This is a genomic window from Pseudomonas sp. 13159349, assembly GCF_013305685.1.
In the GTDB taxonomy this organism is placed as follows: Bacteria; Pseudomonadota; Gammaproteobacteria; order Pseudomonadales; family Pseudomonadaceae; genus Aquipseudomonas; species Aquipseudomonas asiatica.
On sequence record NZ_CP045553.1, the window covers coordinates 1893416 to 1920181 of the forward strand.

23 protein-coding genes are annotated in these 26766 nt (G+C 64.9%); 15 read left to right on the top strand and 8 right to left on the bottom strand.

What is annotated here, in order from left to right; all coding sequences use genetic code 11:
- Positions 1 to 91: 91 nt before the first annotated feature.
- The 4 genes from GEV38_RS09015 to GEV38_RS09030 are packed head-to-tail and all read left to right on the top strand — an operon-like array spanning position 92 to position 3950.
- On the top strand, positions 92 to 1945 hold the full coding sequence (locus tag GEV38_RS09015) for a DUF1302 domain-containing protein (RefSeq protein ID WP_043935454.1): 1854 nt from the start codon (positions 92 to 94) through the stop codon (positions 1943 to 1945).
- 22 nt (positions 1946 to 1967) lie between these two features.
- A complete protein-coding gene (locus tag GEV38_RS09020) occupies positions 1968 to 3278 on the top strand; it encodes a DUF1329 domain-containing protein (protein WP_081014001.1) in 1311 nt (436 codons plus the stop codon).
- Positions 3278 to 3664: a YidH family protein gene (locus GEV38_RS09025; protein ID WP_015269474.1), complete on the top strand. Its 387-nt coding sequence runs from the start codon at positions 3278 to 3280 to the stop codon at positions 3662 to 3664. Before GEV38_RS09020 ends, GEV38_RS09025 begins: the two co-directional genes overlap by 1 nt.
- Entirely contained in the window at positions 3657 to 3950 is a 294-nt protein-coding gene (locus tag GEV38_RS09030) for a DUF202 domain-containing protein (RefSeq protein ID WP_054573341.1), read from the top strand. The genes GEV38_RS09025 and GEV38_RS09030 overlap by 8 nt, the downstream gene beginning before the upstream one ends.
- An 82-nt stretch (positions 3951 to 4032) precedes the next feature.
- On the opposite strand, the gene GEV38_RS09035 is transcribed toward GEV38_RS09030, so the two are convergent.
- Together GEV38_RS09035 and GEV38_RS09040 are read right to left on the bottom strand one after the other, a co-directional pair.
- Positions 4033 to 5994: an alkyl/aryl-sulfatase gene (locus GEV38_RS09035; protein WP_023663035.1), complete on the bottom strand. Its 1962-nt coding sequence runs from the start codon at positions 5992 to 5994 to the stop codon at positions 4033 to 4035.
- A 101-nt stretch (positions 5995 to 6095) separates the two neighbouring features.
- The gene (locus GEV38_RS09040) at positions 6096 to 7019 is read right to left on the bottom strand and encodes a LysR family transcriptional regulator (RefSeq protein ID WP_054573340.1); all 924 of its coding nucleotides are present in this window, start codon (positions 7017 to 7019) and stop codon (positions 6096 to 6098) included.
- An 83-nt stretch (positions 7020 to 7102) separates the two neighbouring features.
- Here GEV38_RS09040 and GEV38_RS09045 point away from each other — a divergent pair, with 83 nt between their 5' ends.
- The 5 genes from GEV38_RS09045 to GEV38_RS09065 are packed head-to-tail and all read left to right on the top strand — an operon-like array spanning position 7103 to position 12940.
- Positions 7103 to 8341, top strand: coding sequence for a 3-hydroxyacyl-CoA dehydrogenase (locus GEV38_RS09045; protein ID WP_054573339.1), 1239 nt, complete (start codon positions 7103 to 7105; stop codon positions 8339 to 8341).
- Complete coding sequence (locus GEV38_RS09050; protein WP_054573338.1) at positions 8338 to 10113, top strand: acyl-CoA dehydrogenase C-terminal domain-containing protein; 1776 nt, start codon at positions 8338 to 8340, stop codon at positions 10111 to 10113. Before GEV38_RS09045 ends, GEV38_RS09050 begins: the two co-directional genes overlap by 4 nt.
- Before the next feature lie 30 nt (positions 10114 to 10143).
- A complete protein-coding gene (locus GEV38_RS09055) occupies positions 10144 to 11307 on the top strand; it encodes an iron-containing alcohol dehydrogenase (RefSeq protein ID WP_054573337.1) in 1164 nt (387 codons plus the stop codon).
- The gene (locus tag GEV38_RS09060) at positions 11307 to 11759 is read left to right on the top strand and encodes a thioesterase family protein (protein WP_003260181.1); all 453 of its coding nucleotides are present in this window, start codon (positions 11307 to 11309) and stop codon (positions 11757 to 11759) included. Before GEV38_RS09055 ends, GEV38_RS09060 begins: the two co-directional genes overlap by 1 nt.
- Positions 11756 to 12940 (top strand): acetyl-CoA C-acyltransferase, encoded by a 1185-nt coding sequence (locus GEV38_RS09065; protein ID WP_023663031.1) that lies wholly within the window; start codon positions 11756 to 11758, stop codon positions 12938 to 12940. Before GEV38_RS09060 ends, GEV38_RS09065 begins: the two co-directional genes overlap by 4 nt.
- Positions 12941 to 13035: 95 nt before the next feature.
- Here GEV38_RS09065 and GEV38_RS09070 read toward each other — a convergent pair whose 3' ends face one another.
- The gene (locus tag GEV38_RS09070; RefSeq protein WP_054573336.1) at positions 13036 to 13896 is read right to left on the bottom strand and encodes a CAP domain-containing protein; all 861 of its coding nucleotides are present in this window, start codon (positions 13894 to 13896) and stop codon (positions 13036 to 13038) included.
- Between the two features lie 162 nt (positions 13897 to 14058).
- Positions 14059 to 15624 (bottom strand): winged helix-turn-helix domain-containing tetratricopeptide repeat protein, encoded by a 1566-nt coding sequence (locus GEV38_RS09075; protein WP_054573335.1) that lies wholly within the window; start codon positions 15622 to 15624, stop codon positions 14059 to 14061.
- Between the two features lie 244 nt (positions 15625 to 15868).
- Between GEV38_RS09075 and GEV38_RS09080 the strand changes: the two genes are divergently transcribed.
- Genes GEV38_RS09080 through GEV38_RS09100 form a run of 4 tightly spaced genes read left to right on the top strand, consistent with a single transcriptional unit; the run spans position 15869 to position 18867 of the window.
- On the top strand, positions 15869 to 16612 hold the full coding sequence (locus tag GEV38_RS09080; protein ID WP_139657580.1) for an SDR family oxidoreductase: 744 nt from the start codon (positions 15869 to 15871) through the stop codon (positions 16610 to 16612).
- 38 nt (positions 16613 to 16650) lie between these two features.
- Positions 16651 to 17064: a cupin domain-containing protein gene (locus GEV38_RS09085; RefSeq protein WP_003260184.1), complete on the top strand. Its 414-nt coding sequence runs from the start codon at positions 16651 to 16653 to the stop codon at positions 17062 to 17064.
- Between the two features lie 57 nt (positions 17065 to 17121).
- The gene (locus GEV38_RS27625) at positions 17122 to 18525 is read left to right on the top strand and encodes a biotin/lipoyl-binding protein (protein ID WP_054573333.1); all 1404 of its coding nucleotides are present in this window, start codon (positions 17122 to 17124) and stop codon (positions 18523 to 18525) included.
- A gap of 45 nt (positions 18526 to 18570) precedes the next feature.
- Positions 18571 to 18867, top strand: coding sequence for a DUF3144 domain-containing protein (locus tag GEV38_RS09100; protein WP_015269483.1), 297 nt, complete (start codon positions 18571 to 18573; stop codon positions 18865 to 18867).
- Between the two features lie 174 nt (positions 18868 to 19041).
- Here GEV38_RS09100 and soxR read toward each other — a convergent pair whose 3' ends face one another.
- Positions 19042 to 19497, bottom strand: a complete 456-nt coding sequence (gene soxR, locus GEV38_RS09105; RefSeq protein WP_039614512.1) for a redox-sensitive transcriptional activator SoxR — start codon at positions 19495 to 19497, stop codon at positions 19042 to 19044.
- 85 nt (positions 19498 to 19582) lie between these two features.
- On the opposite strand from soxR, the gene GEV38_RS09110 reads away from it, so the two are divergent.
- Complete coding sequence (locus GEV38_RS09110; protein ID WP_054573332.1) at positions 19583 to 20680, top strand: efflux RND transporter periplasmic adaptor subunit; 1098 nt, start codon at positions 19583 to 19585, stop codon at positions 20678 to 20680.
- Complete coding sequence (locus GEV38_RS09115; RefSeq protein WP_054573331.1) at positions 20677 to 23757, top strand: MexW/MexI family multidrug efflux RND transporter permease subunit; 3081 nt, start codon at positions 20677 to 20679, stop codon at positions 23755 to 23757. Before GEV38_RS09110 ends, GEV38_RS09115 begins: the two co-directional genes overlap by 4 nt.
- A gap of 199 nt (positions 23758 to 23956) precedes the next feature.
- Here GEV38_RS09115 and GEV38_RS09120 read toward each other — a convergent pair whose 3' ends face one another.
- The 3 genes from GEV38_RS09120 to lysA all read right to left on the bottom strand — a co-directional run bounded on the left by GEV38_RS09120 (position 23957) and on the right by lysA (position 26663).
- Entirely contained in the window at positions 23957 to 24694 is a 738-nt protein-coding gene (locus GEV38_RS09120) for a GntR family transcriptional regulator (protein WP_015269487.1), read from the bottom strand.
- A 58-nt stretch (positions 24695 to 24752) separates the two neighbouring features.
- Positions 24753 to 25196, bottom strand: a complete 444-nt coding sequence (locus tag GEV38_RS09125; protein WP_015269488.1) for an acetyltransferase — start codon at positions 25194 to 25196, stop codon at positions 24753 to 24755.
- A gap of 234 nt (positions 25197 to 25430) precedes the next feature.
- Positions 25431 to 26663, bottom strand: a complete 1233-nt coding sequence (gene lysA / locus GEV38_RS09130) for a diaminopimelate decarboxylase (RefSeq protein ID WP_054571881.1) — start codon at positions 26661 to 26663, stop codon at positions 25431 to 25433.
- Between the last annotated feature and the right edge of the window lie 103 nt (positions 26664 to 26766).

The window sequence follows — 26766 nt, forward strand, 5'->3', positions numbered from 1 at the left end:
ACCCAGCCCCTTTTTACACAAGCCTTTGCGCCGTGTTTCGGCGCTAACTCGCAACTCACTCTCGAATAAACACAATAAGAGGTTAAGAGTGATGGCATTTCGTGCTTCTGGTCTTTCGGGACCGTTGTCGCTGCTTGCGTCGTCTGCACTTTTTTCTGTGCCTGCCCTGGCTGTTCAATTTAATCTGGGAGAGTTTGAAGGACAGTTTGATTCAGCGTTTTCGTTTGGCACCAGCATTTCCACTGCCAACCCGGACCCGGCTTTGCACAATAGTGCAAACAGTGATGACGGCCGCCTGAACTTTGCCTCGGGTGATGTATTTTCGGCAGTGTTCAAAGGTACCCATGATCTGGAGCTCAAACATGCCAACCTGGGTGTGTTCCTGCGTGGCACCTACTGGTACGACACGGCGCTGCGCGACCATGACCAGCGCTTCAAGCAGGTCGAGGACAACAACCGCAAGCGTTCGGCCAAGACCGCAGGTACCCAGCTGCTCGACGCCTTTGGCTACTACCTCTACGACATCGATGGCCAGCCAGGCTCGGCAAGGCTGGGCAAGCAGGTAGTGAACTGGGGCGAGAGCACCTTCATCCAGGGCGGGCTGAACGTCATCAATCCCTTCAACCTGGCGGCGCTGCGCCGCCCAGGTTCCGAGGTGAAGGACGCGCTGGTGCCGGTGAACCTGTTCTACTTCACGCAGAACCTGACCGAGGCGTTGTCGGTCGATGGCTTCTACCAGTTGGACTGGGACCAGACCCAGCTCGACAACTGTGGCACGTTCTTCTCCAACAACGACTTTCTGCCCGATGGTTGCGATGGCCTGGATGTGGGAGCCAGGTTGCTTGGCAACCCGGCTGCCGTGGCCGGCCTTGCACCGTTTGGCGTGAACCTGACCAGCGAAGGCGTGCGCATACCCCGGGGCAGTGACCAGGATGCCCGCGACGGCGGGCAGTGGGGTGTTTCGTTGCGCTGGTACGTGGCGGCGCTGGACACCGAGTTCGGTGCCTACGCAGCCAACTATCACAGCCGCACGCCTTATCTGGGGACGGTCAGCAGCCCTTATTTCGACAACAGCCGCTTCGCCCCCCAGTTGTGCGCCAACCTGGGTATCGGCCCGGCCGGCTGCGCCGGGTTCCTCGGCTCCGCTGCCGGTCAGTCGCTGGTCGGTGCATTGCGCCTGGGTACCTCCCAGTACCGTGTGCAGTACCCCGAGGACATCCGCATGTACGGGTTGTCGTTCGCCACCACCCTGCGCAGCGGTACGGCCCTGCAGGGTGAGCTGAGTTACCGGCCGAATATGCCCATGCAACTCAACGGTACCGACATCATCCAGTCGCTGCTCAACGTCGAGGGGCGTTCGCCTTTGCTGGGCGACGGGCTGCGGCCAGAAAGCGCCAGCACCCTGTTTGACGGCTACCGGCGCAAGGAGGTGACCCAGCTTCAGGTGACCGCCGTACATGCCTTCAGTCAGGTGCTGGGGGCCAACCAGATGCTACTGGTGGGCGAGGCCGGGGCCACCTACGTCGGCGGGCTGGAGGGCGGCGCAGGCCCGCGTTACGGCCGCTCGGGTACCTTCAACAGTGGCGAGCTGGCGGACAACAGCGTCTGCCGGGCGATTTCCAAGACGCCAGAGCACTGTAACGACCAAGGCTTCATGACCCCGTTCTCCTGGGGCTACCGGTTACGCGCGACCTTGACCTACCCCAACGTGATCGCCGGCTTCGACCTGCGGCCGAACCTGTCCTGGTCGCACGATGTGCACGGTACAGGCCCGGTGGAAGGCTCGGCTTTCAGCGAAGGCTCCAAGGCCATGAGCGTCGGGCTGGATGCGACGCTTGCCAGTACCTACAGCCTGAGCCTGTCGTACACCGACTTTATCGATGGCGACTATGGCACCCGTGGTGACCGGGACTTTGTCTCGCTGAGCCTGGGCGTCACCTTCTGAGGGCATGATGATGAATATGCGAATGGTGATGATCGGCCTGTTCTGGGCCAGCGGCGCGCTGGCTGCGACAGGCCTGCCAGACAACCTGACCCCTGTGGGCGCCGAACGCGCGGCCAGCCCGGACGGCCGTATCCCGGCCTGGCAAGGCGGGTTGAGCGTCGCCCAGCAGCGCCTGGGTGACAACGGCACGCCGCTGGATCCGTATGCCGCCGAGCAGCCGCTGTACCGGATCACGGCGGCCAACTATCGGCGTTACCAGGGCCAGCTTTCCGACGGCCAGGTAGCCTTGCTCAAGCGCTTCCCGCACACCTTCGAGCTGCCGGTCTACCCCACCCATCGCAGTGTCGCGGTGCCTGCCGGCGTCGCCGCCTCGGCCGCCCGCAATGCAGCGCAGGCGCAGCTTGATGACCAGGGCAACGGCCTGCGCGGGTTCAATGGAGTGATTGCGTTTCCCCGGCCGGACAACGGGCTGGAAGTGATCTGGAACCATCTGACCCGGCACCGCAATGCCAGTTACATTCAGATGTCCGACAGCGTCACACCGTTCAAGAACGGCCGCTTCGTGCTGATGAGCGCGCGCCAGGATGTAGCCCGCCCGGAAGGCCTGGGTGGGCTGGGTGCAAGCAATGTGTTGTATTACTTCACCTACCGCATGACGGCACCATCACGGCTTGCCGGTGATGCCATGGTGGTTCACGAAACCCTTGACCAGGTAGCCGAGCCCCGCTTGTCCTGGGTCTACAGTGCCAGTCAGCGGCGTGTGCGGCGCGCGCCGAACATCGCCTACGACACCACGGGGCCAGGCACCGCAGGCCTGCGTACTGCCGACAGCCGCGACATGTTCAATGGCGCCCCCGACCGTTACCAGTGGAAGCTGCTGGGCAAGCAGGCCCTGCACGTGCCGTACAACAGCTACCGCCTGGCATCGCCCGAGCTGCGCTATGCCGAGCTGATCAGGCCTGGTCATGTCAATCCGGCGCCCACACGCTACGAGCTGCACCGGGTGTGGGTGGTGGAGGCGACGCTGAAGCCCGGCGCACAGCACATCTATGCCAAGCGACGCTTCTATGTGGACGAAGACACCTGGGCCATTCTCGAAACCGACAGCTACGATGCTGGCGGCCATCTGTGGCGTACATCACAGGCCCACAGCTTCTACCACCCAGGCGGCGAGGTGGCGGTCAACGCAATGGAGGTCACCTATGACCTCAAGAGTGGCCGCTACCATGCGTCGGGGCTGATCAACGAGCAACGTCGCCCGTTCGACTTCAATGTTCGCACCAGCCTTTCGTATTTTTCTCCCGGCGCCCTGCGCAGCTTTGGCGTGCGCTGATGGACGCGTTTGAACCACGGCCGGACTGGGCTCGGCGTCTGCTGGGGCAGGGCGAGGCGCCCGACCCTCGCTTCACCTTGGCCAACGAGCGCACGTTCCTGGCCTGGATCCGTACCGCGCTGGCGTTGCTGGGAGGTGGCATTGCCATCGAGACCTTTGCCGGCCAGGCCCTGCAGGCGCCGCTTCGGCTCTGGCTTGTCGGCAGCCTGATGTTGCTGAGCATGTTGCTGAGCGCCGGCGCCTGCCTGCGTTGGCTGCGGGTGGAGCGTGCCTTGCGACAGCGCCGGCCATTGCCGCTGCCGGCGCTGGTGCCGCTGTTGGCACTGGGTTGCCTGATCGCGGCGTTGATGGCCGCTGTCGTGTTGTGGCCGCGCTGGCATGCCTGATCCGGGCTTGCAGGCCGAACGTACCGAACTGGCTTGGCGGCGTACCTGGTTGGCGCTGGTGGCGGTCGCGGGGTTGGCTTTGCGCCAGGGCGACCTGCCGCTGGCGGCAGTAGTCGGCTTCGCAACGCTGACGCTGTTGACCCGCCAGGGGCGGCGCTACAGCGAGGGCCTGGCGATGTTGCGGGTCGAGCGCGGTCAGCCTGCGATTCTGCCGGTAGTGGCACTGGGCATCGCAGTGTGCCTGATGGCGCTGGCAGGGTTGTACCGGTTGGCGAACGGGGGCTGAAACCCCTCCCACAGGTACGATGTGAATCCAGACGCCATTGCGGTACCTGTGAGAGCGAGCTTGCCGGCGAAGATGCCGGCGCTCAAGGGGTCACGATGTTGAAACGGGAATCGGCGTTCTCCAGGCCGCCCATGAAACGCAGGAACTTCACCCGCTCACCTTCGATGGAGATCTCGCCCAGCGTGGCCTCCTTGAGGAACCCGGTCTGCTTCAGGGCAATGCGGTCCAATGTCTGTTTGCTCATGCTCACCTGCACATCGGCCTGGGCGTGACGAGCCAGGTCGCGATGGGTGAGCACGCCGTTGCGCAGGGTCAGGGCGTAGTCTTCACCCAGGTCGGTGAAGCGCCAGTTGATGCTCAGGTCGCTCTCCGCCGCCTTGAAGGCATCCACCCGTACCCCAAGGTAATCGAAGAACAGGCTTGGGGTCAGTGCCCGCACCATGTCGTCGGCATTGCCGCCACTGCCGGTGGCGGCGGCTATTCCGCCGCGCAGCTCCTGGGCGCCGCTGAGGTAGGCGTTGCGCCAGGTAGCGTTCTCGCTCTGGTAACCCAGCTGTTCCAGCGCATCGGCCTGCAGTTCGCGCGCTGCGGTATTGCCCGGTTCGGCGAATACCAGATGGTTCACCAACTGCGCGACCCAGCGGTAGTCACCTTCGGCAAAGGCTTGGCGTGCCTGGGCCAGCACCTGATCGGCGCCACCCATTGCCGCCACGTAGCGCTTGCCGGCAGCTTGCGGCGGCAGTGGGTCGAGGTTGGCCGGGTTGCCATCGTAAAAGCCCATGTAGCGTTGGTAGACCGCACGTACGTTATGGCTTAGCGAGCCATAGTAGTCGCGGCTGTACCACTTGCTTGCCAGGCGCGGCGGGAGGTTGGCCAGGCTCTGGGCGATTTCCATTGGTGTCTGGCCCTGGTTGATCAGGCGCAAGGTCTGGCTATCGATGAAGGCATACATGTCGCGCTGGTCGGCCAGGTACTCGCGGATTGCCGGCCCGCCCCAGGTCGGCCAGTGATGCTGGGCGAACACTACCTCGGCCTGGTCGCCGTAACGCAACAGCGATTGGTCCAGGTAGTGCGCCCAGACTTTCGGGTCGCGTACCAGCGCACCGCGCAGGGTCAGCACATTGTGCTGCACGTGGGTGGCGTTCTCGGCCATGCACAGAGCCTTGAGCCCAGGGAAGTAGATGTTCATCTCCGCTGGCGCTTCGGTGCCAGGGGTCAACTGGAACTCTACCTCCACGCCGCTGAGGGTCATGCGTTGCAGCGGCTGGCTGATTTCCAGCGTCGGCGCTATCAGGCTGACGGTGGCGTTGGCCGGCACCCCTTTGCCCAGCCCGGCATCCACCTGGCCGCGTGGCCCGCGGGGCAGGGGGGCACCGTACATGTACTGGGCGCGGCGCTTCATGGCCGGGCCGGCCAGCACGTTTTCGCCGATGGCATGCTCGAAGAAGCCTTCGGGTGCAATGACCTGGACCTTGCCGGCCTTTACGTCCGCCTCGTCGATCACCCCGCGCGCGCCACCGAAATGGTCGATGTGCGGGTGGGTGTAGATCAGCGTGGTCACCGGCTTGCGCGGGCGGTGCCGAAAATACAGTTCAAGGCCGGCCCTGGCGGTTTCGACGGCCAGCAGCGGATCGAGCACGATCAGCCCGTCCTGGCCTTCAACGATGGTCATGTTGGCCAGGTCCAGACCGCGGACCTGGTAGATGCCTTCGGTGACCTTGAACAGGCCGGCGATGGTGTTCAGCTGGGCGATGCGCCACAGGCTCGGGTTTACCGTGGCCGGGGCCTGCGTCGGGTCGAGAAAACGATACTGGCCCAGGTCCCACACAGTCTTGCCATCGGCGGTCGCGACCGGCCCGTCGAAGCGTTCAAGCAGCCCGCGCCGGGCCGCTTCGAAATCCCCGTGGTCATCGAACGGCAGGCGTTGCAGCCATTGCTGGTTGCTGGCCTGGGTGGCCGGGGTGGCATCCTTTGCCGCCGTAGTGGCCAGGCTCGGGAGGGGCGCCAGCAGGGCGAGCGCCAGCATCGACAGTGGGAAGCGCATGGTGTGTCCTTGTTGTTATGGTGGCGGACCACTGTAGGGGACGGGTTCGGGCACCAGCCAATACCAGAGCGGCATGGTTGCCATCGCATTTGCTGATGGGCTCAGGCAGGCGGAAGCTCCATGATCTGCTCCACCAGCCAGGCCAGGGCGGGGTCGTGCCGACGATGGGTCAGGTGCACCAGTTCCAGCTCGAACGGCTCCAGGGCGAAGGGCAGTTCGTGCACCGCCAAGGGCAGCAACTTGGCGAACTGCTGCGCAAGTTGCCGCGGCAGCACCACGCACATCTCGGTGGCGGCTGCCAGATGCGCTGCTTGAAGGTAGTTGGGGGTGGTGTAGGCAATTTTCCGGGTCAGGCCTTGTTCGGCCAGCCATTGGTCGACCATGCCGCGGGTCTGGCCACCGTGTACCCAGATGTGCCGCAAACCAAGAAACGCCTGAAGATCCAGTGCCTGGTCCGGCGCCAGTTGCGGATGCTTCTGGCGCAGCGCGACTTGCAGGGTTTCACGCCTCCAGGGGCGGCGGCTGAAACGTGCCGGCACCTCATCGAAGCGCCCCAGCACCAGGTCGAGGTCGCCGCGGTCCAGCGCTTCGGCCGGCAGGTTTGGAGCCAGGTGCACCACATCGATGCGCAAGTGCGGGGCCAGTACCTGCAGGCGTGCCAGCAGCGGTGGCATGCACAACTGTTCGACGAAGTCGGTGAGGGCGATGCGCAGTTGACGGTGGCTGCGCCGTGGCTCGAAGGCATCGCCAGTGGCCAGGGTCTGCTCGATTTGTTGCAGCGCCGCTCGAATCGGCCCTTCCAGCGCCAACGCCCGTGGCGTAGGGCGCATGCGCCGGCCCACACGAACCAGCAGCGGGTCGCCCAGCTGGTCGCGCAACCGCGCCAGGGCGTTGCTGACAGTGGGCTGGGTCAGGGCCAGGCGTTCAGCCGCCCGTGAGACGTTCTGCTCGCGCAGCAACATGTCGAAGACCCGCAGCAGGTTCAGATCGAAGTTGGAAATATTCATGGGCAGAATATATGGCATACGAAATTGAAATTTCAAAAATACCTGCGGCCTGCTTAGGGTGATGCCTGTCCTCATACCTACAACAAGCAGGAGCGTTGCGCGTGAATACCCCCTTTCCGATCAATCAGGTGGCCGTGATAGGCGCAGGTACCATGGGCCGCGGCATTGTCATCAGCCTCGCCAGTGCCGGGCTGTCGGTGCTGTGGCTCGACAGCAACGCATCAGCCCTGGACGCTGGCCTGAGCATGGTCAGCCAGGCCTGGACCCAGCAGGTGGAGAAGCAGCGTGTCACCCAGGCCGAGGCTGAAGCCTGCCTGGCGCGAGTGCAGGCGGTGGATGGCTACGCCGCGCTGGCCCAGGCCGATCTGGTGATCGAGGCAGTGTATGAAAGCCTTGAACTCAAACAGGAAATCTTCCGGGCCCTGGACCAGCACCTCAAACCGGAGGCGATCCTGGCCAGCAATACCTCGGCGCTGGACATCGACGCGATCGCGGCGGTGACCCGGCGACCGTCGCACGTACTGGGCCTGCATTTCTTCAGCCCCGCGCATGTCATGAAGCTGCTCGAGATAGTGCGCGGCGCGCACACCGACCAGGCGGTGCTCCATACCGCCCAGGCGCTGGGCGAGCGCTTGGGCAAGGTGGCGGTAGTGGCCGGCAACTGCCCCGGTTTCATCGGCAACCGCATGCTGCGCAGTTATGTGGCCGAAGCGCGCAAGTTGCTGCTCGAAGGCGCGCTGCCGCACCAGGTGGATGCGGTGCTGCAACAGTTCGGTTTTGCCATGGGCCCGTTCCGCATGTACGACGTGGTCGGTATCGACCTGGAATGGCGTGCCCGCCAGCTGGCCAGGCAGGGCATGCACGATCCGCTGGTGCAAGTGGATAATGCGCTGTGTGATCTGGGCCGGCTGGGTCAGAAGACAGGGAAGGGCTATTACCGTTATGCACCTGGCAGCCGCCAGGCCGAGCATGACCCCGAGGTCGACGCCCTGGTGCTCAAGATTTCCAACGACCTGGGTTACCGACGCCGGGGCATCAGCGCCGAGGAAATCGTCGAGCGCTGCCTGCTGGCGCTGGTCAACGAGGGCGCGAAGATTCTGCAGGAAGGCATCGCTGCCAGCAGCGCCGACATCGACCGGGTGTGGCTCAACGGCTATGGCTTCCCTGCGGCCACAGGTGGCCCGATGCGCTGGGCCGATGACCAGGGTGCAGCATTCGTCCTGGCTCGGCTGGAATACCTGCAAAGCGTACTGGGCGAGCACTGGCGCCCGGCCGCTCTGCTCTGCACGCTGGTGGCCAACGGCAAGCGTTTCGAGCAGCAGGCGGAGGTTCAGGCATGAACTACCAGGCTCCCTTGCGCGACATGCGCTTCGTGCTGCATGAGCTGTTCGACGTTGCCGCCCATTGTCAGCAGCTGGGTATCGAACTGGACCGCGACACACTCGACGGCATACTGGAAGAGGCCGCGCGCTTTACCGGCGAGGTAGTCGCACCGCTCAACCGCAACAGTGACGAGCAGGGCTGCCAGTTGGCTGATGGGGAGGTCATCACGCCCGATGGTTTCCGCGACGCCTACCGGCAATACGTGGCCCATGGCTGGGCCAGCATGACCGGGCCGCAGGCTTACGGCGGTCAGGGCCTGCCGCAAATGGCCTCGGCCAGCTTCCACGAAATGCTGATGGCCGCGTCGTTGTCGTTCCGCATCTACTCCGGCCTCACCGAAGGTGCCGTGCTGGCTTTGCATCGCCATGGCAGCCCGGCGTTGCAGCAGTCCTATCTGGCGCGCATGGTCAGTGGCGAGTGGGCCGGCACCATGTGCCTCACCGAGCCGCAGGCCGGCACCGACCTGGCCTTGCTGCGCACCCGCGCCCAGCCGCAGGTCGATGGTTCCTATCGCATCACAGGCAGCAAGATCTTCATCAGTGGCGGCGAACAGGACCTGACCGACAATATCGTTCATCTGGTACTTGCACGCCTGCCCGATGCGCCGGCCGGGGTGCGGGGCATCAGCCTGTTCCTGGTGCCCAAGCTGCTGCCGGGCGGCGAACGCAACGCGTTGGGCTGTGGCGCGCTGGAGCACAAGATGGGCATCAAGGGCGCCTCGACTTGCGTGATGAATTTCGACGGTGCCCAGGGATGGCTGGTAGGCGAGGCCAACCAAGGCCTGGCGTGCATGTTTACCATGATGAACGACGCCCGTTTCCAAGTCGGCCTGCAAGGGCTGGGCATTGCCGAAGCGGCCTTCCAGGGGGGGCTGGCCTATGCACGCGAGCGCTTGCAATCGCGCGCGCTGACCGGCCCGGCGGCGGCGGACAGGCCGGCCGATCCGATCATCGTCCACCCGGATGTGCGACGCATGCTGCTGACCCAGAAAACCCTTACCGAGGGCTGCCGAATGCTGGCCATCTATACCGCCCGGCAGCTCGACCTGGAGCACGCAGCGCCTGGCGATCAGGCACGCAAGGGCGCAACCCGGCGGGCGGCACTGCTGATCCCGATCGTCAAGGCGTTTTTCACCGATGTCGGGCAGGAGGTCGCCAGCCTTGGCGTGCAGCTATATGGCGGACACGGCTATATCCGCGAGTGGGGCATGGAGCAGTTGATGCGCGACAGCCGCATCACCCAGCTCTATGAAGGCACCAACGGCATCCAGGCTCTCGACCTGGTGCGCCGCAAGCTGCTGGGCGACGGCGGGGCCGAGCTGAACTTGCTGGTCGATGAACTGGCCCTGCATGTCGAGGCGGCTGGTGTCGGTGGTGGTCTGCATGCCATGGCGACAGCGGTCGGGCAGCGCCTGGAGGAATGGCGTGTGCTGGCAGGCCATGTAGTCGAGGCTTGCCAGCGTGACCCCCAGGAAATGGGCGCGGTCTCGGTGGACTTCCTGGCCTACTCGGCTTATGTGCTGCTCGCAGCGTTTTGGCTGCAGGCGGCCGTGCGCGCCGAGACGGCGCTGGCTGGCGGCAGTGCCGAAACGGATTTCTACCGGGCCAAGCTGCACGCGGCGCAGTTCTACTGGCGACGCGTCCTGCCCCGCGCCACCGCGCACCGCGAAGCCCTGCTGGGCGGTGCAGATTGCCTCATGGCACTGCCAGCGAGCGACTTCGCCTTCTGACGCAGGGCCAACGACGACAAGGAGAGCCAGATGCAGCCTTTCAGCTTTGCCACTACCGGGCAGATCCTCTGCGAAGCAGGCGCGGTGCAGCGCCTTGCCACTCTGTGCCGCGAGCGCGGCGCACGGCGCGTGCTGATCGTCAGTGACCCCGGTATCGCCCGCCTGGGCATGCTCGATGATCTGCTACCGGGATTCACGACGGCCAAGGTCGGCGTGGCGATCTTCAGCGAGGTTACCGCCGACCCCAGCGAAGCTTGTGTACTGGCAGCCACCCAGCGGGCCCGGCATATCGGTGCCGACCTGGTGGTGGGCTTTGGCGGCGGCAGTTCGATGGATGTTGCCAAGCTGGTCGCGCTGCTGGCCCACCGCGACTGCAACCAGCCGCTTGCCGAACTCTATGGCATGGACAAGGCCAAGGGCCGACGCCTGCCGTTGATCCAGGTGCCGACCACGGCCGGCACCGGTTCGGAGGTGACGCCGATCGCCATCGTCACCACCGGCGCCACCAGCAAGATGGGCATCGTATCGCCGCTGCTGCTGCCGGACCTTGCGGTACTCGATGCCGTCTGCACGCTCGGCCTGCCCCCGGCGGTAACCGCCGCGACCGGTATCGATGCCATGGTGCATGCCATCGAAGCCTATACCAGCCGTCTCAAGCGCAACCCGCTGTCGAGCCTGCTGGCGCGCGAGGCGCTGCGGCTGCTGGCGGAAAACCTGGATCAGGCCGTGCACAATGGCGGCAATCTGGATGCGCGTCAGGCCATGCTGCTGGGCGCCTGCCTGGCCGGCCAGGCGTTTGCCAATGCCCCGGTGGCGGCGGTGCACGCGCTGGCTTACCCGTTGGGTGGGCACTTCCACATTCCCCATGGCCTGTCCAATGCATTGGTGTTGCCGCATGTGCTGCGTTTCAACCTGCCCGTGACGGTGACGGACTATGCCCAGCTGGCGGTGCCCCTGTTGGGCGCACGGTTGCAGCCTGGCGACCTGCACCGGCAGGCTGATCAGTTCGTCGAGGAACTGGCCGCGCTGGGCGCCCGCTGCGGTTTGCCTGGGCGGCTGCGTGATGCCGATGTTCCGCGCCATCGCCTGCCGCAACTGGCAGAAGATGCCATGCAACAGCAGCGCCTGCTGGTCAACAACCCGCGTGAAGTCACCCAGGCCGATGCACTGGCCATCTACGAGGCTGCCTACTGATGAGCGTGCATCGGCAACGTGACTACTACCGGCACTACACGCCAATCGCCACCCGCTGGCATGACAATGACGCCTACGGGCACGTGAACAACGTGGTCTATTACGGCTTTTTCGACAGCGCCGTGAACCGCCTGCTGATCGAGCAGGGCGGACTGGATATCCACCATGGCGCGGTGATTGCGCTGGTGGTCAGTTCGGCCTGCGACTACCAGTCGCCTGTAGCGTTTCCGCAGGGCATCGAGGTGGGCTTGGCGGTAAGCCGGCTGGGCAACACCTCGGTGCAGTACCAGTTGGCCGTATTCATCCAGGGCCAATCCCTGGCTTGCGCCACCGGACGCTTCGTCCATGTATTCGTCGACCGGCAGGGCCGACGCCCGGTCCCGGTGCCTGCCCGCTTGCGGCAGGTGTTGAGCGAACTGCAGCCTTTACTCCCCGAGGAATTTCGACCATGAAAGACGCCGTGATCGTAGCCACTGCCCGCACACCCATCGGCAAAGCCATGCGTGGCGCCTTCAACGACCTGAAAACCCCCAGCATGACTGCCGTCGCCATTCGGGCAGCCGTCGAGCGGGCTGGTATCGAGCCGGCGCAGGTGGAGGATCTGGTGCTGGGTACCGCCATGCAGAGTGGTACCGCCGCGATCAACCCTGGCCGACTGTCGGCGCTGGCTGCCGGCTTGCCGCAATCGGTCAGCGGGCAGACCCTCGACCGCCAGTGTGCGTCGGGCCTGATGGCCATCGCTACAGCGGCCAAGCAGATCATTGTCGATGGTATGCAGGTGACCATCGGCGCCGGCCAGGAGCAGATCAGCCTGGTCCAGCAGGTGCACAACCAGCTGGCCAGCGAGGCCTATGACCCTGCCGTGCTGCGAATGAGCGAACACGCCTACATGCCGATGCTGCAAACCGCCGAGTTTGTCGCCCGCCGCTATGGCATCAGCCGGGAAGCGCAGGACGCCTACGCCTTGCAGTCGCAGCAACGCACTGCAGCGGCGCAGGCGGCGGGGTTGTTTGCCGATGAAATCGTGCCCGTCTCGGCACGCAGGAAGGTTGTCGACAAGCTGTCCGGTGCGGTGAGCCATGAGGAAGTCTGCCTCAGCCAGGACGAAGGAAACCGGCCGGCGACCACCCTGGCAGACCTGCAAGGGCTGAAGCCAGTTGTCGAAGGCGGCTGCGTGACGGCCGGCAATGCCAGCCAGCTGTCTGATGGCGCCAGTGCCTGCGTGCTGATGGAAGGCGCACTGGCCGCAAGGTCGGGCAAGGCGCCGCTGGGGCTGTATCGTGGTATCGCCGTGGCCGGACTGGCTCCTGAGGAAATGGGTATCGGCCCGGTGCTGGCGGTGCCCAGGTTGCTGCACCAGCACGGCCTGAACGTGGACGACATCGGTCTGTGGGAGCTGAACGAAGCGTTCGCCTGCCAGGTACTGTACTGTGCCCAGCGTTTGCAGATAGACCCTGCGAAGCTGAACGTCAATGGCGGTGCCATTGCCATCGGCCATCCCTACGGCATGAGCGGTGCACGGATGGTCGGGCATGCGCTTCTGGAGGGCAGGCGGCGCGGGGTGAAGTACGTGGTGGTGACTATGTGTGTTGGCGGCGGGATGGGCGCGGCAGGGCTGTTCGAAGTGCTTTAGGGCATCCGTCAGGCCAGCCCCGGCGCCTGCGGCTGGCCGCGGGGTGGCCTGCAAGTCAGAACGGCGGCTCGTTCGGGGGCTGCAGCCTGAGTCAGTCAAGGCGCGCCGAACAGCATCGTCCAGTACACGCCGTTATCGCTACGCGAGTTTTCGGCAAAGGCCGCCCCCACCTGGGTAAACATCGGGTTCATCAGGTTGGCGCAATGCCCGGGGCTGGCCAGCCAGCCTGCCATCGCCTTGCTCGGTGACCCTTGGCCTGCGGCAATGTTCTCGCCGATCTGCCGCCCACGGTAGCCGGCATCCCATGCCCGATCCGCGGGCAGATCACCGTCGAGGTCACGGTGCGCGAAGAAATTATCGTTGGCCATCGCCCGGCTGTGTCGCTGCGCCGCCGTTCCCAGGGCGGTGTTCCAGGCTAGCGGGCGTGCAGCGGCAAAGCGCTTGCGACCACACAGGCGTGGTTTCGCCCGTGCAGCGTTCACCTGTGCCAGCAACGCTTTGCTTGCCGATCGCCCATCGCCGAGCTGGGCATCGAGCAGGGGCCGAGCCAGCAGCACCCGCCACTCGTTGCGTGAGCGACTGACGCCGATATCGGCATATTGGCTATCGAGCAGGGCCGTGCAGTAGTCGCTGCGCAGCATGTCGAAGGCCTCCTCGGCATCTTGTGCGCCGACCAGACGGATGGCCCGCACCTTCACCGCCTGATACCCCGCAGCCTTCAATCCTTCCCGCAATGCCCCGCCGTAGCCGACCGGCAACGCCAGTTTCGGCTTCAGCACCAGCGGCGTCGAGCCCCGGATAATGCGCCGCTCGCAGCGTTGTGGCTGGGTGCGATAGTCGTTGATGGCTGCCACCAGTTGCCTTTCCCCGCTGGCATGGGCGGGGTTGGCGAACAAGTGGAAAAAAGGAATGAGGCAGAGCGAGACAAAGGGGGAGCGACGGACTGCGTGGCGCATGGGGTGAATGGCTCTGGTGAATGGCGGCGGCAAGGCCGAATTAAGGGCTCGGCTAAGACTGTGCGCCTCAATCCAGGTTCACTGGTGGCGGGTACAAATTTGTAGTTGGAGTTTCGGTACTCCAACGAAGGCAATCCGGGCCAAGGGGGCGTCCAAACTCTATCAAGCCGGTAACCCCGCCAACCTCAACCCTTCGGCAAATCGGGCCAGATCCTCATCGCGGTAAATCGGCAGCCACTGGCGCAAGGTCGACACCCTTAACCCTGGGTCTTGTGCCCGCAAGCGCTCCATCGCCCGGTGCGCGCTGTCCATCCGCCCACTCAGTGCATGGCTGGCCGCCAGCAGGGCCACCGCTGCCAGCAGGCTGGGCAGATTCCCCAGCGACTTTTCCGCCCACTCCACAGCCTCATCCAGCCGCCCGGCAAAGAAATGCGCCAACGCCATGCCCACCTGCATGCGAAACATCTCCGGGTCCAGTGGGCTCAGCCGTGTGGCGTGCTTGAGATTGTCGATGGCGGTCTGTGTCTCGCCGCGTAACGCCCTGAGTATCCCGCCCAGGTACCAGGCCGGCGCCAGGTTGGAGTTGAGCAGGCGCGCCCGGTCAAGCAGCGCTATCGCGCCGTCCAGGTCACCCGTCAGATGCCCCAGGGCATGGCCGCCGCGGGTCAACGCCACGGCATCGTCACGCCCCAGTTCCACTGCCAGGCGCGCAAGCCGGGCACCCTCGGTGATTTCCTGGGCACGATCATCCATCCAGCCATTGAGCTTGCGCCAGAAGTAGCACCACGCCGCCATGCCATAGGCTGAAGCGAACTCAGGGTCCAGTTCGATGGCGTGGTAGTACAGCGGTAGAGCCTGGGCGATGGCGTCGCGCGTTCCGTTATGCAGCTTGGCCGTGCCGCGCAGGTAATAATCGTAGGCGCACAGGTTGCCGGTGGGCTTGCGCTTGGCACGTTCGATCTCCGCCCTTTCCAGCTGCGGGGCGATGGCGCCCACCACGCTTTCGGTCACCTGGTCCTGCAACTCGAACAGATCGTCGAGCCGCCCCTCGAAACGCTCGGCCCACAGATGCTCGCCGCTGGTGGCGTCGATCAGCTGGCCCGTAATGCGTAGCCGCTTGCCAGCCTTGCGCACGCTGCCTTCGAGTACATAGCGCACGCCCAGTGCCTGGCCAACCTGCTGCACATCGATGCGCTGGCCTTTGAAGGTGAAGCTCGAGTTGCGGGCGATGACGAACAGCCAGCGAATGCGGGACAGGGCGGCGATGATGTCCTCGACCATCCCGTCGGCGAAATAGTCCTGCTCAGGGTCACCGCTGAGGTTCTGGAAGGGCAGCACGGTGATCGACGGTTTATCGGGCAGGGCAGGGCCACAGGCGACGGGAACAGGTTCGGATGGGGCCTGTGCCGCGCTGCTGGAAGGCTCGCGGACCAGGCCGACGAAGCGGTAGCCCTTGCGCGCGATCGTGCGTACCAGGCGCTGCTCTTCACCGGAATCGCCGATGGCTTTGCGCACGGCATTGATATGGCTGGTGATGGTCGATTCCGAGACGATCTTGCCGTTCCACACGCGCGCCAACAACTCGTCACGCCCCAGCACCTGGTCGCGGTGACTGACCAGTTGCAAGAGCAGGTCGAACACCTGCGGGCCGATGGCCACGGCCTTTCCGCACAGGGTCAGCTCCCTGCGCTGTTCGTCGAGCACATAGTCGTCAAACTCGAATGGCACGATGTATCCCCTCGCGCGCCCTAGGCTAGGTGTCCGAGGCGACTGTTCAGTGGTATGGGCCGATGATACGGCAGCGCAAAGCTGGCTGCATACGCCAGGGCGTGGATTGAACAGTTTGGACGGAAATTCAAGCACGCCTGGAGGCAAAACCAGCCGGTACGCAAGGACTCTGCACAGGCCGGCGGCGCATGCTTGAACCACCACGACGGCAATGGTTGCGGTCGTGAACGTGGAGACAGCCCCAATGAAAATCGTGGTGATCGGAGGCACTGGCCTCATTGGTTCGAAGCTTGTCGATGGCCTGCGCGAGCGCGGCCACGATGCCGTCGCGGCAGCGCCGAGCACGGGGGTGAACAGCATCACCCGCGAGGGCTTGGCAGAGGCGATGAACGGTGCGGATGTGGTTGTGGATGTGGCGAATGCCCCGTCCTGGGAGGACCAGGCGGTGCTCGATTTTTTCGAGACGTCCACCCGCAACCTGCTGGCAGCCGAGAAAGCTGCAGGGGTCAAGCATCATGTCGCGTTGTCTATCGTGGGCAGCGAGCGGTTGCCGGAAAATGGCTACTTCCGGGCCAAGGTCGCCCAGGAGGCGCTGATCAGGGAGTCCGCGCTGCCGTACACCATTCTGCGCGCCACGCAGTTCTTCGAGTTCGTCGAAGGCATTGCCCAGGCAGGGACGGTGGGAGAGGAGATTCGCCTGTCGCCGGCGCTGTTCCAGCCTTTGGCCTCGGATGATGTGGTAGCGGCGCTGATCGATGTGGCGTTGGCGCCACCAGCGCTCGGCATGCTGGAGGTTGCCGGGCCAGAGGCCGCGCCACTGGATGAACTGGTGCGCCGCTTCCTGCGCCTGCGTGGAGATACACGCAAGGTGGTGGCGGATGTGCATGCCCGCTATTTCGGTGCCGAGCTCGATGACAAGTCGCTGACTCCCGGCAGCGGCGCGCGGCTTGGCAAGATCCGCTTCGAAGACTGGCTGGCTCGCCAGTGAGCGATTCAACCCCTATCCCGAACCGAAGGAGCATCACCATGTTCAGCCGCCCCCTCCTGGCCGCCGCGTTCACCGTGCTGGCCATAACCCCGGTAATCGCCGCCGAGCGGCCAGTCAGCAAAGTCACCGTGGTCTTCGACAGACCACTGCCCAACGTGCCAGGCAAAAGCATGCGCGGAGTGATCGTCGACTACGCCCCCGGGGCCGCGTCGCCCGCGCATCGGCACCCGAAATCCGCATTCATCTATGCCACGGTGCTGGAAGGCGAAGTGCGCAGCAGCGTCAATGGCGAGCCAGCCAAGGTCTACAAACCTGGCGAAAACTGGTACGAGGCACCGGGCGCTTTCCATGGCGTCAGTGCCAACGCCAGCGACAGCAAGCCGGCCAAGCTGATGGCCGTGTTCGTGCTCGACAGCAATGAGACGGTACTGGTCACGCCGAGCGAGAAGTAGGCCTTCGGCCCTGTTGGCAGTGCCATGCCACCAGGGCCGAATACAGGACAACGCATCATGAACACACATGAACCTGAGCAGGCCCGCGCGGCGGTGATGCCGCAGCCTGCACGGATGAAGATAGTGGGCGTCGTGCTGTGCGTGGCAGCCATACTGTTGCTGGCTGTGGGCTGGCTGACGTTGCGCTCTGCTGACGCCGCCTTTACCGACAACGCCTATGTGCGTGGAGATGTCACGTCGCTGGCGGCCAAGGTGTCGGGTTACGTGACGGCGGTGGAGGTCGGGGACAATCAGCAGGTCAGGGCCGGTGACGTGTTGTTCCGTATCGATGACCGCGACTACCGTGCGCACCTGGCCCAGGCGCAGGCCAACCTGAAGGCTGCCGAGGCGCGTCTTGGCGATGTCGACGCTCAGACACGCCTGCAGCAGGCGCAGGTCCGCCAGGCCGAGGCGCAGCGCCAGTCGGCCCAGGCCGAGCGGCAGCTGGCCAGCAAAACCCACGAGCGCAGCCGCAAGCTGATTCAGTACAGTGCAATCAGCCAGGCCTTGGTCGATCAGACCGACGCCGCCCGCAGCAGCGCCGAGGCCGCGCTGAAGGCTGCGGCGGCGACACTCGATGCTCAGCGTCAGCGTATCGCCGTGCTGGATGCCCAGCGCGAGGCGGCCGTGGCGGCTATCGCCCAGGCCAGGTCCGCGCGCGACCTGGCGCTGATCGAGCTTGAGCATACCGTGGTGCGAGCGCCGGTTGCCGGCGTGATTGGTAATCGCCAGGTGCTTCTACCCAGTGGCGTTGTGTTCATCGCCGTGCTGCTGGGGGTGGCGTACCTGATCCAGGTGCGTGGTATCGCGCCTTTTGCCACCGTGCCGTTTGGCATCCTGGCAATCATGGCGGCGATGTGGATGCTTTCGGGCTCGACCCGCGAGAGTGGCATGCACGACATGATGGCCGCGGTCATACTGCGCGGTGCCGGGCTGGGGTTGCTGTTTCTGTCGCTGACTCTGATTGCCTTTGGCAGGCTGGGCCGGCACAGCCTGGCCAGTGGTATCGGCCTTTTCAATACCGGGCGGCAGGTGGGTGGGCTTTTGGGGGTGGCAGGATTGCAGACGCTGCTCGACCAGTATGGCGTGCTCAATGCCCAGACGCTTGGTGCGCATGTGAGCACAGGCGCGACAGCGGTAAATGAACGGCTTGATTCGGTGACGTCGATGTTGCGGCTTGAGGGTATTGACCCGCCGGCAGCTGGACGAGTGGCCATGAGCCTGTTGTCGCAGGCAGTGACGGGGCAAGGGGCGGTGATCGCCTTCGACACGGCATTCATCGCTGTGGCGTTGCTGTTTGCCGTGGCAGCGCCGCTGCTGGTGTGCATCAAGTTGCTGTTGGCGCGCATGGCCGGGAAACAGGACGCCGGGCAATCTCATGAAGGTGAATTGCCGGTTTCACGTCGTGAGCTTTCGCTGTAAAACGGCGCTGTGCCTAATTTGAATGCAGCAGCAAGGTAAACCGCAATGACACAAGCTACCGATCAGGCTTTTTACGACCGCGCGGATGCGCATATCGAACTGGCGAACCAGCAGATCGAGAAAATCGAAGACCTGGGCAAGGTCAGTGCCTCACTGACCTTCGGCGCCTCGCGCTTCAATGCCTGGATGAGTGCCCGCAGTTTCAAGACCAGTGCCGAACTGGCTGCCGCGCGGGAGGAGCTGTTGAAGTATTTCTGCGAGCAGTACCGGATGATGCTCGAGGACAACCTGGACGAGCACATCGAGCATTTCGACCGGTATGTGCTGGGCAAAGGCGACTGAACTTTATGGGGCAGGCGGTCCCTTGTAGGAGCGGCCTTGTGTCGCGAACGGGCTGCGGAGCAGCCCCAGGACCTCAGCCGAAATGCATAAATTGCTGGGGCTGCTCTGCAGCCCTTTCGCGACACAAGGCCGCTCCTACAGGGTACGCGATGCGTGGATAAACCCGGTGACGGGCTATCGGGCCTTCTTCTCCAGAATCCGCGGCCCGGTACCTTCCTTGCCTAGCACATCCTCGGGGTTGCGCAGCGGGCAATCTTCCAGCGACAGGCAGCCGCAACCAATGCAGTTGTCCAGGCTGTCGCGCAACGCTTCCAGGGTGCGGATGCGGGCGTTCAGGTCTTCGCGCCAGGCGGTCGACATCTCGCCCCATTGCGCTGCCGTGAGCTTGCTGTTGGGCGCATAGCGGCTGAAGGCCTGCTTGATCTCGTCAAGCGGAATACCCGTGCGCTGCGCCACCTTGATGATAGCCAGCGTGCGCAGCACCAGTGAAGGATAGCGGCGCTGGTTACCCGCCGTACGGACGCTGGCGATCAGCCCCTTGGTCTCGTAGAAGTGCAGCGCAGAAACCGCCACGCCGCTGCGTTTGGCCACTTCCCCTACCGTTAGCATCCGTGTGTTGTCCGCTGCCATGCCTGTTGACCTCAAGTTAACTCGAGCTCTTATAGTCCTGCCCGATCTTCCCCGCAACCGCTTTCCCTGATGATCGGAGCACTGCATGAACAAAAGGACGTTACTGGCCTGGGCTGGCGCTGTTGCAGGTGTGCTGGCCGCTGCCTATGCATTGGTCGGCAGTGGCTCGGCGCCGCCGGCTGCGGCGGCATGGCCGGCGACCAAGGTGGCGCTGGCCACGGCCGAGCAAGTGCAACTGGCACGGCAGAACTTTGCTTCGGGGGAGCTGGAGGCGGTCAACCAGGTACAGGTGGCGGCCGAGACTGCGGGGCGCATCACCCGCATCGCTTTCGAGTCGGGGCAATTGGTGAGTGCAGGGCAGTTGCTGGTACAGCTGAACGATGCCCCGGAGCAGGCCCAGCGCGTGCAGTTGCGCGCCAGGCTGCGCAATGCCGAAGTGGTGCTGCAGCGCAGCCGCAAGCTGCGCGCGGTGAACGCCGTGTCACAGGAGCTGCTCGACAATGCGGCCACCGCCGTGGACGTGGCCAGCGGTGAGCTGCAGCATGTCGAGGCGCTGATCGCGCAGAAGGCAATTCGCGCGCCGTTTGCCGGCAAGCTCGGCATTCGCCGGGTGCATCAGGGCCAGTACCTGAGTGCCGGTGAGACCATCGCCAGCCTGGCCGACATCAGCCAGCTGTACGTCAATTTTTCCCTGGGCGAACAAGCCGCCCCCGAAGTGCACGTGGGGCAACTGCTGGCGCTGACGGTGGATGCGGTGCGCGGGCAGGACTTCCAGGCCCGGGTGGTCGCGGTGGACCCGGTGGTGAGCAAGGCGCGCCTGGTGCAGGTGCAGGCGGCCTTGCCGAACCCGGGCGGGCAGTTGCAGCCGGGTATGTACGCCGGCGTGCGCCTGGATGCCGCGCAGCCGTCAAGCGTGCTGGCCGTGCCGGAAACCGCGATCACCTACACCGCCTACGGGCAGACGGTGTTCGTCGCTACCCGGGACCCTGAACAGGGCACCCGGGTCAGCCGGGTGCGGGTGACTACCGGTGAGCGCTGGCAGGGGCGGGTGGAGATCACCTCAGGCCTGGCACCCGGTGACCAGGTGGTGGTTTCCGGCCAGTTGAAACTGAGCGACGGCATGCCGGTCGAGCCAGTGGCTCAGGACAGCCTGCAGGCCAGCCAGGGAGGGCGGCAATCGTGAAGTTCACCGACCTCTTTGTCCGCCGCCCGGTGCTGGCGCTGGTGGTCAGCAGCCTGATCATCCTGTTGGGGTTGTTTGCCATGGGCAAGCTGCCGATCCGCCAGTACCCGCTGCTGGAAACTTCCACCATCACCATCAGCACCGAGTACCCGGGCGCCTCTGCCGAGCTGATGCAAGGCTTCGTGACCCAGCCGATCACCCAGGCGGTGTCGTCGGTCGAAGGCATCGACTACCTGTCCTCGTCGTCGCAGCAGGGGCGCAGCCTGATCACCTTGCGCATGGTGCTCAACCGCGATTCGACCCAGGCGCTTGCCGAGACCATGGCCAAGGTCAACCAGGTGCGCTATCGCCTGCCGGAAAAGGCCTACGACCCGGTGGTGGAGCTGTCGGCAGGTGACTCCACGGCGGTGGCCTACGTGGGCTTTGCCAGCGAAACCTTGTCGATACCCGAACTGAGCGATTACCTGTCGCGGGTGGTGGAACCGCAGTTCTCCGGCATCGACGGTGTGGCCAAGGTGCAGTCGTTCGGCGGGCAGCGCCTGGCCATGCGCCTTTGGCTGGACAGCGAACAGATGGCCGGGCGCGGGGTGACGGCTGCCGACGTGGCACAGGCGGTGCGTGCCAACAACTACCAGGCGACGCCGGGGCAGGTGCGTGGGCAGTACGTGCTGGCCGATATCCAGGTGGACACCGACCTGACCCGGGTCGAGGACTTCCGCGAGCTGATCATCCGCAACGATGGCACCGACCTGGTGCGCCTGCGCGATGTCGGCACCGTCGAGCTGAGCGCGGCGGCCACCCAGACCAGCGCCACCATGGACGGCAAGCCCGCCGTGCACCTGGGGCTGTTCCCCACCCCGACCGGCAACCCGCTGGTGATCGTCGAGGGTATTCGCCAGCTGCTGCCGCAGATCCGCCAGACCCTGCCACCCGGGGTGGAGGTGGCGCTGGCCTACGAAACCGCACGCTTCATCGACGCCTCGATCGACGAGGTGCTGCGCACGCTGGTGGAGGCCATGGTGATCGTGGTGCTGGTCATCTGGCTGTGCCTGGGTTCGCTGCGCAGCGTGGTGATCGCGGTGGTGGCCATCCCGCTGTCGATGCTCGGTGCGGCGGGCCTGATGCTGCTGTTCGGCTTCAGCCTGAACCTGCTGACCTTGCTGGCGATGGTGCTGGCCATCGGCCTGGTGGTGGACGATGCCATCGTGGTGGTGGAGAACGTGCACCGTCATATCGAAGAGGGCAACTCGCCGATTGCCGCGGCGCTGGCCGGGGCGCGGGAAATCGCCGGGCCGGTGATCGCCATGACCCTGACCCTGGCCGCCGTATACGCGCCGATCGGCTTGATGGGCGGGCTGACCGGCACGCTGTTCCGTGAGTTTGCCCTGACCCTGGCGGGGGCGGTGATCGTGTCGGGCATCGTCGCGCTCACCCTGTCGCCGGTGATGAGTTCGCTGTTGTTGCAACCCGGCCAGCAGCATGGCGCCATGGCCAACATGGCCGACCGCCTGTTCGGCATGCTGACCGGGGTCTATGGGCGAGTACTCGCCTACACCCTGTCGCATCGCTGGATCAGTGGTGGTGTGGCGCTTGTGGTGTGCCTGAGCCTGCCTTGGCTGTACCTGCTGCCGCAGCGCGAACTGGCCCCGCCCGAGGACCAGGCGGCGGTGCTGACGGCCATCAAGTCGCCGCAGCATGCCAGCCTGGATTATGTGGAGCGCTTTGCCCTGAAGCTGGACCAGGTGATGAAGTCCCTCGCCGAAACCACCGACACCTGGATCATCAACGGCACCGACGGCCCGGCCGCCAGTTTCGGCGGCATCAACCTCAGCGCCTGGCAGGCCCGCGAGCGTTCCGCCGCGCAGGTGCAGGCGCAGTTGCAGCAGGCCGTGGCGGACATCGAGGGCAGCAGCATCTTCGCCTTCCAGGTGGCCTCGCTGCCGGGTTCCAGCGGTGGCTTGCCGGTGCAGATGGTGTTGCGCAGCGCACAGGACTACCCCGAGCTGTACCAGACCATGGAAATGATCAAGCAGCGCGCCCGCGACAGCGGCCTGTTCAGCGTGGTGGACAGCGACCTCGACTACAACAACCCGGTGGTCAAGGTGCGCATCGACCGCGCCAAGGCGGCCAGCCTGGGCATCAGCATGCAGGCCATCGGCGAGTCGCTGGGTGTGCTGGTGGGTGAACAGTACCTCAACCGCTTCGCCCTGTTCGGGCGCTCCTACGACGTGATCCCGCAAAGCATCCAGGACCAGCGCCTGACGCCGGCAGCGCTGAACCGCCAGTACGTGCGCGCCGAAAACGGCACCCTGGTGCCGCTGGCCACGGTGGTGCACCTGGACATCGAAGTGGCGCCCAACCGCTTGCTGCAGTTCGACCAGCAGAACGCCAGTACCCTGCAGGCGATCCCGGCGCCCGGTGTGTCGATGGGTAATGCCGTGGCATTTCTCGAACAGCTTGCCGCCGAACTGCCACCTGGCTTCAGCCATGACTGGCAATCGGAGTCGCGCCAGTACGTGCAGGAGGGCTTTGCCCTGATGTGGGCGTTTCTCGCCGCCCTGGTGGTGATCTACCTGGTGCTGGCCGCGCAGTACGAAAGCCTGGTGGACCCGCTGATCATCCTGGTGACCGTGCCGCTGTCGATCTGCGGTGCGCTGCTGCCGCTGGCGCTGGGCTGGGCCACGCTGAACATCTACACGCAGATCGGCCTGGTGACCCTGATCGGCCTGATCAGCAAGCACGGCATCCTGATGGTGGAGTTCGCCAACGAGATCCAGGTGCGTGACAACCTCGACCGTGCCACCGCCATCGTCCGCGCCGCGCAGATACGCCTGCGGCCGGTGCTGATGACCACGGCGGCGATGACCTTCGGCGTGCTGCCACTGCTGTTCGCCAGCGGTGCCGGGGCCAACAGCCGCTTTGGCCTGGGGGTGGTGATCGTGTGCGGGATGCTGGTGGGGACCTTGTTTACCCTGTTTGTGCTGCCGACGATCTATGCCTTGCTGGCGCGAGACCATCGGGTGACCACGGTGCGGGGGCAGCAGTTGGTGGAGGCTGAGCGGGTGCTGGACATGTGAGGTAAACCTGGCCACTGCTTACAGGCATGCGCGATCCCTGTAGGAGCGGCCTTGTGTCGCGAAAGGGCTGCGCAGCAGCCCCAGGATTTCCGCGCAGGTGCATAAATTGCCGGGGCTGCTGCGCAGCCCTTTCGCGACACAAGGCCGCTCCTACAGGGATCGCGCAAGTTTTGGGATATCGAGCATGGCGCTGGTTTGATCAGCCAGGCGACCGGTCGCGGCGCATCTGGCTAACCAGGGTAAAGCGGTCATCCGGGTGCACCGTCTCGGACACCGCCATCAGGTCGCCGTTTTCCTCGCGGTAATGGCGAATGATCTTCAGCCCCGGCGCGCCTGTCTCGGCCTTCAGCACTCGGGCCATTTCCGCGCTCAGCAACACTGCCCGCACCTGCTGGTCGACCACCGCGATCGCCCGGCCATAGTGCTGCTCGATCAGCCCCGCAATCAGTTGGTCGGGGTGCTCGCGGGCCAACTCGATGACCTCGGCATGGTCGCGCTGCGCGTACACATCGGTCCAGCACAGCGGCGCCGCGTTGTGCACGCGGTCGACACGGATGCTCGACACGCAGAAGTAGTGCTCGCCTGGTACCAGCCCCAGCCGCGCCGCCTCGCTCAGGTCGGCGACGAAGTGGCGCACGTCCTGGATTTCCCGTTGCTGCGTTTCCGCCAGGTGCGCCAGGTCCGCCACGCTGGCCAGTGACTGCGAGTAGCCACCGCGCGGGCTGCTGGCCTCCACCCGGGTGCCTACGCGCTTGCGCCGCGATACCAGCCCTTGGTTGAGCAATTGGTTGATCGCCGCGCGCACCGTGTGTCGGCTCACATCGTACAGGTCGCACAGCTCGAACTCGGTCGGCAGCAGGCTGCCCACCGGGTAGCGGCCGCTGGCGATGCCTTCCATCAAGTCCTTGGCCACGGTGCTATAGCGCGTCGGGTTCATACCTTTGGTCTGTCTCGCGAATTTGTAACAGCGGCGGGGCGCAATGCGGCCCCGGAAATCAAGCCTGTGCGGGCAGGCTCATATGCAGCAAGGGGAACGGCCGGCCTTCGCCATCCAGCGGTGAACGGCCGGTCTGGATGAAACCATAGTGCCGGTAGAACCCCACCGCCTGCGGGTTCTGCTCGTTGACATCGACGCTCATCACGCTGTGCTTCTGGCGGCCGAAGTCCAGCAGCGCGCGGCCTACGCCCTGGCCATGGCGTTCGGGGGCGACGAAGAGCATTTCCACGTGGTTGCCATTGAAACCGATGAAGCCCAGCGGGCGGTCTTCGGTGTCAACCGCGACCCAGAGCTCGACGGCCAGAAGGTAGACGTCGCGCAATTGCGGCAGCAGCGCGTCGATGTCGGACGCTTGTAGAAAGTGGTGCGTGGCGCGCACGGCGCGCAGCCAGATATCGAGCAGTTGCGGGTGGTCTGCAGCGATACTTTGGCGAATGATCATGGAGTCATGCCTGGGCGGTGTATGGCCGGGGAGGCCGGGAGGAAGAAAAAGGGTACCCGGATTGTGTGGGGCGGGGCAATGGACGGTGGGGCAGGGCATCAGCTGATGTGTTGCCCGGGCCGGCCCTTTCGCGGGTAAACCCGCTCCCACAGGGTACGCGTACCGCTTGCGAATTCAGTTCTCTACGTGGCAGCGCAGCCCAACGCGCTGGGCAATCTGCCTGAAAAACGGTATCTAGATGCCCGCCTCCAGGCCCAGCAAGTCCTGCACCGTCTGCCTGCGGCGAATCATCCGTAGCGCTCCATCCTCGATCAGGAACTCCGGCAGCAACGGCCGGCTGTTGTAGTTCGATGACATCGACGCGCCATAGGCCCCGGCGTCGTGGATCACCAGCAGGTCACCCACCTGCGCCTGGGGCAGGTCGTGCGGGGTCAGTTCCTGGTCATCCTGGGTGAACACATCACCCGACTCGCACAGCGGCCCGGCCACCACGGTCGGCTGCCGTGGGCGATCCACCGGTTGGCCGTTGGCGTCGAGCAGGGTCATGCGGTGGTAGGCCCCGTACATCGCTGGGCGCATCAGGTCGTTGAAACCGGCGTCGATCATGACGAAGGTGTTGCGGCCCACCTGCTTCACGGCGCGTACCTCGGCCACCAGGTAGCCCGATTCCGCCACCAGGAAGCGCCCTGGCTCGATCTCCATGCGCACGGGGTGGCCCAGCATCGCTTCGATTTCCTTGCGGGCCACGGCCCAGGTCCGGGCGTAGCGTTGCAGGTCGACCGGCTTGTCGCTGCTGCGGTACGGGGTGGAAAGGCCGCCGCCAATGGAGAACGCCTCGATGTCCACGCCCAGGCGGCCGATCAGCTCGATCATCGAGCGGGCCACTTGCTCCAGGTGCTGGTAATCCACCCCCGAGCCGATGTGCATGTGCACCCCTACCAGGTGCAGGCCATGGGTTTTCACGCAGGCCAGCGCTTCGCCCAGCTCTTCGTGCCAGATGCCGTGTTTGCTGTTCTCGCCGCCGGTGTTGGTCTTGCGGCTGTGGCCATGGCCGAAGCCGGGGTTGATGCGGATCCACACGCGGTGGCCGGGCGAGCGTTCACCCAGTTGGCGCAGCATGTCGATGGAACCGGCGTTGACTTCGATCTTCGAGGCCACCACCCGCTCCAGGGTCGGCCGGTCCAGCGCGTCGCAGGTCAGCACCACGCCGGCAGGGTCGCCATCCACGCTGGCGCCCGCGGCGAAGGCCCGCTCCATTTCGCCCAGCGACACTGCGTCCAGCACCAGGCCGTGGGCGCGCATCAGGCGCAGCACATGCAGGTTGGGGTTGGCCTTCTGGGCGAAGCGCACGGTGTCGAACACCTTCAGCTGTTCGACACGCTCGGCGATGGTGCCGGCGTCGTAGGCCCACAGCGGCGAGCCGTGCTGGCGGACAGCCTCGGCCAGAAGAGTGAAGGGTGCAGTCATGGTGGCGCTACTCATATAAGGAAGGCCACGAGGATGAGCCAAAGCAGGAATTCAGAAAAATAGCTATTTTTCTGTCAGCCATTCATATCTGATATGACCATTG

Bases quoted from the DNA above. Each gene is read 5' to 3' on its own strand.
- GEV38_RS09015 (WP_043935454.1), top strand. From the start codon at position 92: ATGGCATTTCGTGCTTCTGGTCTTTCGGGACCGTTGTCGCTGCTTGCG.
- GEV38_RS09020 (WP_081014001.1), top strand. From the start codon at position 1,968: ATGGTGATGATCGGCCTGTTCTGGGCCAGCGGCGCGCTGGCTGCGACA.
- GEV38_RS09025 (WP_015269474.1), top strand. From the start codon at position 3,278: ATGGACGCGTTTGAACCACGGCCGGACTGGGCTCGGCGTCTGCTGGGG.
- GEV38_RS09030 (WP_054573341.1), top strand. From the start codon at position 3,657: ATGCCTGATCCGGGCTTGCAGGCCGAACGTACCGAACTGGCTTGGCGG.
- GEV38_RS09035 (WP_023663035.1), bottom strand. From the start codon at position 5,994: ATGCGCTTCCCACTGTCGATGCTGGCGCTCGCCCTGCTGGCGCCCCTC.
- GEV38_RS09040 (WP_054573340.1), bottom strand. From the start codon at position 7,019: ATGCCATATATTCTGCCCATGAATATTTCCAACTTCGATCTGAACCTG.
- GEV38_RS09050 (WP_054573338.1), top strand. From the start codon at position 8,338: ATGAACTACCAGGCTCCCTTGCGCGACATGCGCTTCGTGCTGCATGAG.
- GEV38_RS09055 (WP_054573337.1), top strand. From the start codon at position 10,144: ATGCAGCCTTTCAGCTTTGCCACTACCGGGCAGATCCTCTGCGAAGCA.
- GEV38_RS09060 (WP_003260181.1), top strand. From the start codon at position 11,307: ATGAGCGTGCATCGGCAACGTGACTACTACCGGCACTACACGCCAATC.
- GEV38_RS09065 (WP_023663031.1), top strand. From the start codon at position 11,756: ATGAAAGACGCCGTGATCGTAGCCACTGCCCGCACACCCATCGGCAAA.
- GEV38_RS09070 (WP_054573336.1), bottom strand. From the start codon at position 13,896: ATGCGCCACGCAGTCCGTCGCTCCCCCTTTGTCTCGCTCTGCCTCATT.
- GEV38_RS09080 (WP_139657580.1), top strand. From the start codon at position 15,869: ATGAAAATCGTGGTGATCGGAGGCACTGGCCTCATTGGTTCGAAGCTT.
- GEV38_RS09085 (WP_003260184.1), top strand. From the start codon at position 16,651: ATGTTCAGCCGCCCCCTCCTGGCCGCCGCGTTCACCGTGCTGGCCATA.
- GEV38_RS27625 (WP_054573333.1), top strand. From the start codon at position 17,122: ATGAACACACATGAACCTGAGCAGGCCCGCGCGGCGGTGATGCCGCAG.
- GEV38_RS09100 (WP_015269483.1), top strand. From the start codon at position 18,571: ATGACACAAGCTACCGATCAGGCTTTTTACGACCGCGCGGATGCGCAT.
- soxR (WP_039614512.1), bottom strand. From the start codon at position 19,497: ATGGCAGCGGACAACACACGGATGCTAACGGTAGGGGAAGTGGCCAAA.
- GEV38_RS09110 (WP_054573332.1), top strand. From the start codon at position 19,583: ATGAACAAAAGGACGTTACTGGCCTGGGCTGGCGCTGTTGCAGGTGTG.
- GEV38_RS09120 (WP_015269487.1), bottom strand. From the start codon at position 24,694: ATGAACCCGACGCGCTATAGCACCGTGGCCAAGGACTTGATGGAAGGC.
- GEV38_RS09125 (WP_015269488.1), bottom strand. From the start codon at position 25,196: ATGATCATTCGCCAAAGTATCGCTGCAGACCACCCGCAACTGCTCGAT.
- lysA (WP_054571881.1), bottom strand. From the start codon at position 26,663: ATGACTGCACCCTTCACTCTTCTGGCCGAGGCTGTCCGCCAGCACGGC.